Raw genomic sequence first — 1,239 nt, forward strand, 5'->3', positions numbered from 1 at the left:
CGTGCGATCGCACTGAGCGCCGCGGTGTTCTGGACGGTGATCCGGCCACGGCCTTGGCGGATGATGCCTTGGGATGCAAAGTCTGACAGGGTCTTGCTGGTGGCTTCGCGGGTGGCGCCGAGCAGCCCTGCGATCTGTTCGTGCGTGAGCCGGACCGGCCGGTTCTGCCCGAAGCGGCCGCTCGGGGCGGTCGCTGCGAGATTGAGCAGGGTTGAGGCAACACGGGCCGCCAGGGGACGCAGGGCCAAGTCGGTGAGGCGTTCTTCGAGGCGGGCGACCTGTTCGCCGAGCAGCCGGGAAATGCGGATGGCGATCCTCGGATCCGAGATCAGGAACCGTTCCACCTCCTCGACGCCGAGCTGGCAGATCGCCGAGTCCTCGATCGCTTCGGCGTAGTTGTCATACATGCGTTGGCCGACCAACAGCATTTCCCCAAACACCGCGCCGGGCTCGAGGATGGCCATGGTCAGGGCCTTGCCATCCTCCGCGACCCGGAAGACCCGCACCCTGCCGGTCTTGAGGATGAACAGGGCTGTGACGGGCTGGGACTGGCTGAAGACCAGCTCCCCGCGGCGGAACATCCTTGCCGGGGCCATCTTGTCCATTGCCCGCATCTCGTCGGGCGTCAGATCAGCGAACAGGTCCACTTCGTTCAGGCAGTTGAAGGGGTCCTCCGGCACGGCGGTCAGGGGGTCGGGGTCACGCTGCCGGGGCGCCCAAGGCTGGAGGCCGCCGGCTGCGGCCTCCACATCCCTTTCCCAGTCATCGCTCATGCCTGGCCCTTCAGTACGCGCACTGCTACGAGGGCCAGGATGACGCCGTAGGCCAGATGCCCCAGCAGGGACATCCCGGCCATCATGTCGACCATGAAAAGCGGCATGCCCAGGATCATGGGCATGATGACCAGAGGCCCCAAGACCCACCAGAGGGCGCCGTAGCCGAGCCCCACTAGGGTGCCCTTGCCGTAGGAGCTGAGGAGGCCTGCGAAGGGCACTGTCAGGCCGAGGCCGACCAGGACCGAGATCACCATGTGGATGCCGAAGCCGGCCAATGCAGTGTCCGAGCCGACCATCGAGGCGACCATGGGCAGCATGCCCGTCACGGCCATGAGCATCCCGAAAACCAGGCCTCCGGCCACTCCGCCGGTTACGCCGGCCGTGACGCGCCGGCTGAGATGTAAAGCGGAAAAATGGGGGTGGCGTGCCACCGGCGATGTAGCGGACATCAGTTGGCTCCTTT

At 66.3% G+C, this 1,239-nt stretch carries 2 protein-coding genes; both read right to left on the minus strand.

Translation table 11 applies throughout. The features are described 5' to 3' along the window. Positions 1 to 773, minus strand: a 773-nt coding sequence (locus tag J1902_RS19025; protein ID WP_207617928.1) for a Crp/Fnr family transcriptional regulator, incomplete at its 3' end; no start/stop codon positions are given. Continuing rightward, positions 770 to 1,239 (minus strand): hypothetical protein (locus J1902_RS19030; RefSeq protein WP_242702230.1); only part of this gene is annotated, 470 nt, incomplete at its 5' end. The genes J1902_RS19030 and J1902_RS19025, both read right to left, overlap by 4 nt.

The sequence above is a fragment of the Arthrobacter cavernae genome (assembly GCF_017368795.1).
Lineage (GTDB): Bacteria > Actinomycetota > Actinomycetes > Actinomycetales > Micrococcaceae > Arthrobacter > Arthrobacter cavernae.